Here is a 10902-nt window from a genome sequence, read left to right as displayed (position 1 = left end):
ACACATTTTTTTTGACAGACCCATGGCAACAGGTTTTTGAAAACAAAATTCGATCAGGCAAGCTTCCTCCCTACTTGGAAGCACATTTATCTAAATATAAAAAGCTTCTCCCTAGCCTTTGTCTGATTATTGAGCATCTAGACCAAGCTCTTTTGGGTCTTTATCCTCAAGCCATTTCAACTAAGTCTCTAAAATCTGCTTTACTATGGTTGGACTATTTTGAAAGCCATGCATATCGCATTTATAATAGCAGTACAAATGCGGTTCTGAAAGCAGCCCAGGATCTTATCCGAAGAGTAAGAAATGAAGAAATTCCAAATCCATTTACTGTAAGAGATGTATATCATGGCAAACATTGGACTGGATTAACCGATCCAGAAGAAGTTAGAGAAGTTATTGAATTATTGATCGGAAAAGATTGTCTTCTTGCAACGCCAATAAAAACAAGAGGAAGATCCACCGTCAAGTATTGGCTTCACCCAAAACTTTTTGATGAAAACGAGGGTTCAAAAGGTCCAAAAGGGACTTATGAACCTTTTGAACCCTAGTGGTTATGAGATTTTTATTATTTCACCTTCAACTTTAGGAAAGGAGGTTGACGAAAGATGACGAATGATGACGTTTTATCGCCGAAGCAAAGATCAGTACTTCCCATTTTTTGCACCCAGCTAAATATTGAAAAAGCTTGTGCTGAAGCTGGGATTAGCAAACAAACATTCTATCAATGGATGAAAAATCCTCAGTTCAAAAGAGAGCTCTGGAGAATGCGGCGTGCAATAGGGACTCAATCTATTGAACAGTTGAAAATTGAATCCAAACGAGCTGCTGATACACTTACAGAGCTTTTAGACCCTCAAAACCCTCCAGGTGTTAGACGGGCCGCAGCAAACGATATTTTAAATTATGTTTTAAAGTTTCGTGAAAATGAGTCTTTATTATTTGAAATGTACGAGGAAGATTAAATGAATAAAAAATTATATTTAAAGCTAAAGAAGCAATACCTCTCATTTTCAGATAAATCCTTAGAAAAAATCTATTTATTCAAAAAATTACATGCAGGACGCATTACTGCCTCTGAGTCCGTCCGCCTTTCCTATCTAGTAGAAATGATCACCGAAGCTGACTATCTTGACTATTTAAAAATTGAACGCGAAGCCGCCGAAATATAGGCGAGTAGCTCAAGAAATCTTCCCTTGCTTGTGATATAGCACCTGCTATATGATATGTCATTTAACCATCAATCTACTTTAGAGAGCTTAGGCATGAACAACCAAGAACCCGATGATTATTCCAAGCGCATTAAATCTATCCGCCAACAGTTAGGGCTTAGCCAAGAGGAGTTAGCTCACAAATTAGGCGTAAGTTTTACAAGCGTCAACCGATGGGAAAATGGGCAAACGAAACCCTCCAAATTAGCAAAAAAACAGATAGACCTTTTGAGCAAGAAAACAGAAAAATTGAAAGACCTTGTAGGAGCTGAAAATGGCAATTAAGAAATCGGAACTCTATAGCTCCCTATGGAGAAGCTGCGATCAATTGCGCGGTGGTATGGATGCTTCGCAATACAAAGACTATGTCCTCGTCTTGCTGTTCATTAAATATGTCTCTGACAGGTATGCAGGTCAAAAAGACGCTCTCATTGAAGTGCCTCCAGGCGGTAGTTTTGCCGATATGGTTACTCTGAAGGGTGATAAGGAAATTGGTGACAAACTAAACAAAATTATCGGAAGACTTGCTGAAGCTAATGAGCTTAAGGGTGTCATTGACGTCGCAGATTTTAATGATGCCGATAAGCTCGGAAAAGGCAAGGAAATGGTCGATCGCCTTTCCGACCTCATCGCTACTTTCAATACTCCTGATTTAGACTTTCGCAATAATCGAGCCGATGGAGATGACATTTTAGGTGACGCCTATGAATATCTTATGCGTCACTTTGCAACTGAATCCGGCAAAAGCAAAGGCCAATTCTATACTCCTGCCGAAGTATCTCGCATCATGGCTAAAGTCATTGGAGTTAGTTCAGCGAAAAGCGCCGATCAAACGATTTATGACCCCACTTGCGGTTCGGGATCTCTTCTTCTTAAGGCGCATGATGAAGCTCGCTCAAATACAGGCTTAGATCTAGCCCTATATGGCCAGGAAAACGATAATGCGACTGCTGCCCTTGCCAAAATGAACATGATTTTACATCACTGCCCTACGGCAGAAGTTTGGAAAGATAACGTTTTATCAAATCCCTATTTTAAGCAACCAAACGGCGGATTAAAGACATTCGATTTTGTAGTTTCTAATCCTCCTTTTTCCACAAAGGCATGGAGCCATGGTTTCGACCCCTACAATGACACCTACAATCGTTTCAACTATGGTATTCCTCCAACTAAAAACGGTGACTATGCATTTTTGCTGCATGTTCTTGCCTCATTAAAGAGCACAGGTAAGGGAGCGATCATTCTTCCTCATGGTGTTCTATTTCGTGGAAACGCTGAAGCTGCAATCAGAGAGCAGTTGATTAAACGAGGATTTATCAAAGGAATCATAGGACTGCCAGCTAACCTGTTTTATGGAACCGGTATTCCTGCTTGTATCATCATCCTCGACAAGGAACAGGCGGACACACGCAACGGCATCTTCATGATCGATGCAAGCAAGGGGTTTATAAAAGACGGCAACAAAAATCGACTACGCGATCAAGATATCCATAAAATTGTAGATACGTTTAACAATCAGCAGAACATTGCCAAATATTCTCGTCTTGTACCTTTATCCGAAATCGAGGCGAATGCATACAACCTCAATATCCCTCGTTATATTGACAGCACGGAAGCTGAGGATTTACAGGACATTGAAGGGCATTTGAAAGGGGGTATTCCTGATCGCGACATTAATGGATTAGAGCGATACTGGAAGGTGTTCCCAAGTCTGCGAGAAGTTCTCTTCTCTCCCGCCAATCGTCCTGGCTACAATCAACTCAAAATTGCACTCGATGATATTAATTCTACGATCTTTGGACATGAAGAATTTATCCATTTTAGCAAGAGTGTCACTGCTTTGTTCCTACAATGGAAGGAGCACAACATCCTCCGATTGAAAAATATCGCGAATAGTGACCATCCAAAAATTTTGATCAAAAATCTTTCTGAAAGTTTGCTCGAAGTTTTCCAAAAGGCAAGTTTATTAGACCCCTATGATGTTTATCAACATCTGATGACCTACTGGGCTGAAACGATGCAAGACGACATTTACATGATTGTAGCCGATGGATGGTGTGGTGCCAATAAGCTTAGACTGATTGTTGAAGACAAAGATAAGAAAAATAAGGAAAAGGCAGACTTGGTCATCGGCAAGAAAAAATACAAGGCAGATTTTATTCCCCCCTTTCTTGTAATTGCTCGCTATTTCTCTGAAAAGCAAAGACTCTTAGAGCAATTTGAAACCGATTGTAATTCACTCCTCCAGCAAATGGAAGAGCTGGATGAGGAGCATGGTGGAGATGAGGGGCTTTTAGTAGATGCAAAGAATGAAAAAGATAAGGTGACAAAAGTAAGCCTCAAAGCTCGACTTGCCACGATCAAACGAGATCCCGATGCCGAAGATGAACGCACCATTCTCTCTAGCTACCTTGATTTAATTGAAAAAGAGGCTATTGCGAAAAAGAAATTGAGTAATGCACAAGATGAACTTATGGCTAGAGTTGCCGCTCAATATGGAAAACTTACGGAAGATGAAATAAAAACGCTTGTAATTGAGGATAAATGGTTAACAGTATTGTCCAATGATGTTCAAACGGAAATGAATCGTGTTTCGCAGTTTTTATCCGGCAGAATTAATGAGCTAGCCGAGCGTTATGCAACCCCCCTACCTACAATTGAACAAGAGGTCGAAAGCTACAAACTTAAAGTTGAGGACCATTTGAGAAGAATGGGTTTTGATTGGGAATCTGTGACATCGAAATGTGAAGGAGTTGTTTCATGAGTTATTCCATTCCAAGTCTCCCACTGAACATTGAATTAGAAACGAAGCCCATTCTAAAAAAGCTAATGAAAGCCCATCAAGCCCTTGCAGAATTAAAGGGTGTGAGCGGAGTGATACCCAATCAAAGCATTTTGATTAGTACCCTATCCTTGCAAGAAGCTAAAGATAGCTCGGCTATTGAAAACATCATCACAACTCATGATGAGTTGTATAAAAGCGACGTTACCACGAAACAATTTGCGAATTTTGCAGCCAAGGAAGTGTATAGCTATGCGGCTGCCCTTCAAAATGGATATCAGCAGGTTAAAAAAACCGGACTTCTGGTAAATAATCACATCCTGGAGATTCAACAGGCTCTTGTAGAAAACGGTGCTGGTTTTCGCAAGATCCCCGGAACGATGCTAAAAAATGACCAAACAGGTGTAGTTGTCTATACCCCGCCTCAAGATGAAGGTCTAATTCGCACCTTAATGAATAACTTAGAGCAATTCATTAACGACGATACTCTCAACGATGCTGACCCTCTCATCAAAATGGCGATTATTCACCACCAATTTGAAAGTATTCATCCATTTTACGACGGCAACGGACGAACAGGCCGTATCATCAATATTCTTTATCTGGTAAAGCAAGGGCTGCTAGATACTCCAGTTCTCTACCTTTCACGCTATATAAATCAAAATAAGAATGATTATTACCGTTTGCTTCAAGCGGTACGTGATACCGGTTCTTGGGAGCCCTGGGTTTTATACATGTTAGAAGGCATAGAGCTAACCTCGCGTCAAACGGTAAGTCTTATTCTTGGAATGAGAGACTTAATGCTCCATCAAAAGCATAAGCTTCGCAGTGAGCTCCCTAAGATTTATACCCAGGATCTATTAAATAATCTTTTTAGACACCCCTACACTAAAATCGATTTCGTCATGCAAGAGTTGCAAATCCATCGCAATACGGCGGTTAAATATCTAGAGGAATTAGTTCGGATTGGATTGCTGAGCAAACATAAGCTTGGCAAAGAAAATTTTTATCTCAATTCGGCTTTATTCGATCTTTTAGCTAATGCCGGCCGAGCTTCCCGAGGAGATAGGGAAATATGACCGCTTTTTTGAGCCTAAAAGGTGAATATTTAAATCCATTATGCACACGAAATCGTTATTTCTTGTGCATGTTTTATGTCTCGTGCACACGTTTTGCTCGTTTTTTGTGCATATCTTATTTCTCATGCATAAAAAAGTGCCATTCTTTGAGTATTTTATTTAACAAATTAATATTTAGTTATTTAGGTAATGTATGCCAATAACAGAAAAGGCCAATATCCTCATTGATAACCTCGAGGTCAAAGAGAATTCTATAGAACGTACTCTTAATGAAGAACGTACTCTTAATGATAAGCATAGTTTCACTGAATTTAGTGATAAGTGGAAGTCAATACGCATAGGAGAGGTATTTCAGTTTTTGAGCACTGCAAATAATCCAAGGAGTGATCTTTCCGACTATGGTGAGATTGGGTATATCCATTATGGAGATATTCATGGAAGCTCATCATCATTTTTAGATTGTTCAAAAAAATCAATACCTTGCATCCATCAAAAAAAAGTGAAAAATCTTCCTTTTCTTGAAGAGGGAGATCTTATAATAGCAGACGCATCGGAAGATTATGAAGGGATTGGGAAAAGCCTTGAAATCGCAAATCTCAATAATAAAAAAATAGTAGCTGGTTTACATACTTTTCTACTCAGAGGTAATAAAAAGATCGTTGCAGATGGTTTTAAAAGATATATTCAATACATACCTTCTTTTCGAGCTGATATGGTTAGACTTGCCACTGGCATTTCTGTCTATGGAATTTCAAAAAATAATCTTCGGAGCATTGAAGTTACATTGCCTCCAATATGTGAACAAACTTCCATAGCCAATACTCTCTCTGATATCGATTCACTAATTACCAGCCTTGATGAACTTATTGCCAAGAAGCGCAATATCAAGCTAGCCACCATGCAACAGTTACTCACTGGCAAGCAACGCCTTCAGGGATTTATCGGCGAATGGAAAAAGAAACAATTAGGTGAAATTGCGGATTGCTATTCTGGAGGGACACCTTTAACATCGAATTCCCATTACTATAATGGCGATATTTTTTGGATTACATCAGGTGATCTTAATCAACGATATATCAAAAATGTAAAAGGGAAAATTACTACTTTAGGTCTGAATAATTCCGCTGCAAAAATGGTGAAAAAAGGAACTTTGTTAATTGCTCTATACGGTGCTACTGCTGGGGTGACTGCAATTACACGAATCGATGCAGCTATCAACCAAGCAATACTCGCTATTATTCCTAAATATGATCAGGTTGATTTTTTATTTCACTATTTCGAGCTGAAAAAAAAATGGTTAATAAACATTTATACACAAGGTGGGCAGCCTAATCTTAGTGGCGATATCATAAAATCAATTGAAATACTAATACCAGCAATTGAAGAACAAAAAGCTATTGCAAAAGTTCTTTCCGACATGGACATCGAAATTTCTACCCTCGAACAGCAACTAAATAAAGCTCGAAAGCTCAAACAAGGCATGATGCAGGAGCTGCTTACAGGAAGGATTCGGTTAACATGAAGAATGTTGGTCACAATGAGGAAATCACTCAACAGAGAGTTATTCAACTATTTCGCAATGAGCTGGGATATCGTTACCTTGGAAATTGGATTGATGAAGCAGGGAACCGAAATATTGAGGAGGAACTGCTGCTAAAATATCTGCAAAAGCAGGGATACGAAGATGTTTTGATAAAGCGCGCAATCCACCTCATTAGCAAAGCGGCAGATGATAAGAGTAAGAGCTCTTATGACAGAAATAAAGACGTTTATGAGTTGCTGCGTTATGGCGTAAATGTACGCCCGGAAGTAGGTGAAAATACTCAAACGATCCATTTAATAGACTGGAACAATCCTGAAAACAATGACTTTGCAATCGCCGAAGAGGTCACCGTCAAAGGAGTTGATTCAAAATCACATACAAAACGCCCTGATGTTGTTATATATGTCAACGGTATTGCTTTAGGGGTCATTGAGCTTAAGCGCTCTACCGTGTCAGTCTCTGAAGGAATTCGTCAAAATTTAGATAATCAGAAATCGATCTTTATTCAGCATTTTTTCTCAACGATTCAATTGGTCATGGCGGGCAACGACACTGAAGGACTTCGCTATGGAACTATTGAAACCCCGGAAAAATATTACCTGACATGGAAAGAAGAGAGTTCTATCTCAAATACGCTTGATCGCCACATCTCTCAAATTTGCAACAAAGCTAGATTTTTAGAGCTTATTCACGACTACATTGTCTTTGATGCCGGTATAAAAAAGCTGTGCCGTCCCAATCAATATTTTGGAATCCGTGCAGCACAGGAATATTTAAAGAGGCAAGAAGGCGGCATCATTTGGCACACGCAAGGTTCCGGAAAAAGTTTAACGATGGTTTGGCTCGCCAAATGGATTCGAGAGAATATTACAGACGCTAGGGTTCTTATTATCACCGACCGCAAAGAATTAGATGAGCAAATCGAAAAGACCTTTAAAGGAGTTAATGAGAAGATCTATCGAACCAAAAGCGGTGCCGATTTGCTCTCAACTTTAAATGAGACAACGCCCTGGCTCGTTTGTTCGCTGATTCACAAATTCGGCGGTAAGGACGAAGAGGAAAATGGGACAGACATTAAGAAATTTATCGAGGAAATGAAGAGGGCTATTCCATCAAACTTCCAAGCAAAAGGCAATCTCTTCGTGTTCGTTGACGAGTGTCACCGGACTCAATCAGGCGATTTGCATAAGGCTATGAAAGCGTTTTTACCAAACGCCCTCTTTCTTGGTTTTACCGGAACACCATTGCTCAAAGCCGATAAGCAAAGAAGTATCGAGATTTTTGGTCCTTACATCCACACCTATAAATTTAATGAGGCTGTCGAAGACGGTGTTGTTCTGGATTTGCGTTATGAGGCCCGTGACATTGACCAAAAAATCACTTCACAAGAAAAAATTGATCTCTGGTTTACATCGAAAACCAAAAATTTAACTGATCTTGCCAAAGCACAGCTTAAGAAACGATGGGGAACTCTTCGAAAAGTCCTTTCAAGCCAGTCGAGGCTTGAAAAAATCGTTGCTGACATACTTTTGGATATGGAAACGCGAGATCGTTTAATCAGCGGACGCGGCAATGCCATGCTTGTTTGCGATAGCATTTTTTCCGCCTGCAAGTTTTATGAACTCTTTGACAAAACGGATTTGGGCGGCAAATGTGCAATTGTGACGTCTTATAAACCATCCCCGGCAGACATAAAGGGGGAAGAATCCGGCGAAGGAATGACCGAAAAACTACGTCAGTATGAGATCTATAACAAGATGCTAGCGGGTCAAGATCCGGATGCTTTTGAAAAAGCAGTAAAGAAGAAATTTGTTGATGAGCCAGGTCAAATGAAACTACTAATCGTTGTAGATAAGCTGCTAACAGGTTTTGATGCTCCTTCAGCCACTTATCTCTACATCGATAAGCAAATGCATGACCACGGCCTCTTCCAGGCCATTTGCCGAGTTAACCGCCTCGATGGAGATGATAAAGAATATGGCTACATCATCGACTACAAAGATCTCTTCAAACATTTGGAAAAATCTGTGACTGACTACACTGCCGAGGCGTTGGCGGGGTATGACAAAGCTGATGTGGCAGGATTGTTACAGGATAGATTAAGCACGGCAAAGGAACGTCTGGAACAGGCAAGAGAGTCTATTAAGAGCCTTTGCGAACCGGTAGAACCGCCAAAAGACACGCCTGCCTATATGCATTATTTTTGCGCTAAGGACTCCGGAAATTCTGAACAGCTTAAAGAAAATGAACCGAAGCGTCTTGCTCTATACAAATTGACGGCGGCATTTATCCGTGCATTTGCAAATATTGCAAACGAATTAGAGGAAGCCGGTTATAGTTTAGCAGAGATTAATTTACTCAAGAGTGAAGTTGACTACTATGAAAAAGTTCGAACCGAGGTGAAAATAGCAAGCAGCGATTATATCGATCTCAAGATGTTTGAACCTGCTATGCGACATCTCATCGACACTTACATTCGCGCAGAAGAGAGCGAAAAAATCTCGGCTTTCGATGATCTATCCTTGATTCAACTCATTGTTGAGCGTGGTCCCGACGCTGTCCAATCCCTCCCTAAAGGTATGCAGAAGAAAGAGGCTGTTGCCGAAACGATTGAGAACAATGTTAGAAAATTGATCATCGACGAACACCCGATCAATCCTAAATATTATGAAAAAATGTCAGAGCTGCTAAGCGCACTTATAGAACAGCGGAGGCAGCAAGCAATCGATTACGAAACCTATTTGGCTAAGGTCATTGAATTAACCAAGCAGGTACAGAACCCTGCAAACAATGCAAACTATCCATCCTCAGTAAATACGGCTGGCCAACGAGCTCTTTACGACAACTTGGATGAAAGTGAAGAAATAGCCCTGGCTGTTCATGAAGCCGTAATCAAAAACCGACAAGACGATTGGCGCAATAACCGCATCAAGAGAATCAAAGTCCAGAATGCTATCAAGGGTGCTCTGACTAAACGGCAAGGCTTTATGGTGCGCGAAGAACCTGGCACTTATATGGGTGAATCGACAGATCCTCATGATGCATTAACATCTAAAATTCTTGATATCGTTCAAAATCAACCGGAATATTAAAGATGCACCAGATTGATGTGAATGGTATTACCGTCGACATTGTGCGCAAAGAGATCAAGAATTTGCATCTTGGGGTTTACCCTCCTGATGGAAAAGTGCGTGTAGCGGCTCCTTTAGCGGTAAATGATGAGGCGGTCCGATATGCCGTGATTGGGAAGATGGGGTGGATCAAGCAGCAACAGGCGAAATTTACTAACCAGCCACGACAATCACCGCGAGAGATGGTTAGCGGAGAAAGTCATTACTATCTGGGGCAACGCTACCGCTTAGATGTCATTGAGGGTACAGGGCCAGTCAAAGTGATATGCAACAAATCTGTAATTAAGCTCCACATGCCACCTCAAAGTAATACCGAAGAACGCGAATTAGCCTTGCAGCAATGGTACAGAAAAGAAATCAAGAGTTTTATCCCTCCAATGCTGGAAAAATGGCAGCCTCTTCTAAACGTTGAAGTGCAAGAATGGGGCGTAAAAAAAATGAAGACAAAATGGGGTTCTTGTAACACTAGTGAGCGCCGGATCTGGATCAATCTTGAACTCATTAAAAAGCCTATTCAATGCTTAGAATATATTGTGGTTCATGAATTAGTGCATTTACTGGAAAAACATCACAATGCACGATTTAAAGCACACATGGACAATTTTATGCCTCATTGGCGTCTGCATCGGGAGGAGCTTGGTCGTGAACCGCTAGGACACGATTGCTGGGATCAACAAATAAGAAGAAATCAAAAATGAAAAATATTATTATTAATCTACACGATCCTATCACGCATCCTTATTGGGTATTATCAGAGGAAGCAGGTAATTTAGGCGGATTCATTTCAGGAATTTGTGCTTTTATACTTTTGCTCCTGGCCATATTTTCTTTTTTCTATGGGCCTTATCTTATTAAAAGATGGAAGAAGGAAAAGCGTGCGGAAAAATTAAGTAACGCTGCTGAAGAAGCATTAAATCATTTAGACATATTTAAAGATCGAATAGATGTTTGGATAAAGTTTGCAAATGCTTGGTTCGTATACAACCGGCATTCAAATCAGAACATTCAAGCCCTTGCACAGCTTCCAGAAGATGAAAAGGAAAAACTAATCAATCAATTTAATAATGATAGATACGAAGTCCATAACTATTGCAAGGAAGCGTATCAGATTATGGAGGAACTTCGTCGGGTCAAATACTGGAGTGCTCCCCATTTAGAC

The 10902-nt window shown here is 40.3% G+C and carries 10 protein-coding genes; all 10 read left to right on the top strand.

Going from position 1 to position 10902, the window contains the following annotated elements; all coding sequences use genetic code 11:
• On the top strand, positions 1-548 hold a 548-nt coding region (locus ELAC_RS01120), incomplete at its 5' end, for a DUF3987 domain-containing protein (RefSeq protein WP_143406398.1).
• Between the two features lie 57 nt (positions 549-605).
• Positions 606-962, top strand: a complete 357-nt coding sequence (locus ELAC_RS01115; RefSeq protein ID WP_098037441.1) for a hypothetical protein — start codon at positions 606-608, stop codon at positions 960-962.
• Positions 963-1169, top strand: a complete 207-nt coding sequence (locus ELAC_RS01110; RefSeq protein WP_098037440.1) for a hypothetical protein — start codon at positions 963-965, stop codon at positions 1167-1169.
• Between the two features lie 93 nt (positions 1170-1262).
• Positions 1263-1493 carry a helix-turn-helix domain-containing protein gene (locus tag ELAC_RS01105; protein WP_098037439.1) on the top strand — a complete coding sequence of 77 codons (231 nt, stop codon included), beginning with the start codon at positions 1263-1265 and terminating at the stop codon, positions 1491-1493.
• Positions 1483-3972, top strand: a complete 2490-nt coding sequence (locus ELAC_RS01100; RefSeq protein WP_098037438.1) for a type I restriction-modification system subunit M — start codon at positions 1483-1485, stop codon at positions 3970-3972. Before ELAC_RS01105 ends, ELAC_RS01100 begins: the two co-directional genes overlap by 11 nt.
• The gene (locus tag ELAC_RS01095; protein WP_098037437.1) at positions 3969-5069 is read left to right on the top strand and encodes a Fic family protein; all 1101 of its coding nucleotides are present in this window, start codon (positions 3969-3971) and stop codon (positions 5067-5069) included. The genes ELAC_RS01100 and ELAC_RS01095 overlap by 4 nt, the downstream gene beginning before the upstream one ends.
• Before the next feature lie 193 nt (positions 5070-5262).
• Positions 5263-6591: a restriction endonuclease subunit S gene (locus ELAC_RS01090; protein ID WP_098037436.1), complete on the top strand. Its 1329-nt coding sequence runs from the start codon at positions 5263-5265 to the stop codon at positions 6589-6591.
• Positions 6588-9704: a type I restriction endonuclease subunit R gene (locus ELAC_RS01085; protein WP_098037435.1), complete on the top strand. Its 3117-nt coding sequence runs from the start codon at positions 6588-6590 to the stop codon at positions 9702-9704. Before ELAC_RS01090 ends, ELAC_RS01085 begins: the two co-directional genes overlap by 4 nt.
• Positions 9705-9706: 2 nt before the next feature.
• Positions 9707-10441 (top strand): M48 family metallopeptidase, encoded by a 735-nt coding sequence (locus ELAC_RS01080; protein ID WP_098037434.1) that lies wholly within the window; start codon positions 9707-9709, stop codon positions 10439-10441.
• Positions 10438-10902 (top strand): hypothetical protein (locus ELAC_RS01075; protein ID WP_143406397.1); only part of this gene is annotated, 465 nt, incomplete at its 3' end. The genes ELAC_RS01080 and ELAC_RS01075, both read left to right, overlap by 4 nt.

Source organism: Estrella lausannensis, from assembly GCF_900000175.1.
Lineage (GTDB): Bacteria > Chlamydiota > Chlamydiia > Chlamydiales > Criblamydiaceae > Estrella > Estrella lausannensis.
Note: the sequence above shows the minus strand (reverse complement) of the source record. Positions and strands in the feature narration are given on the sequence as shown.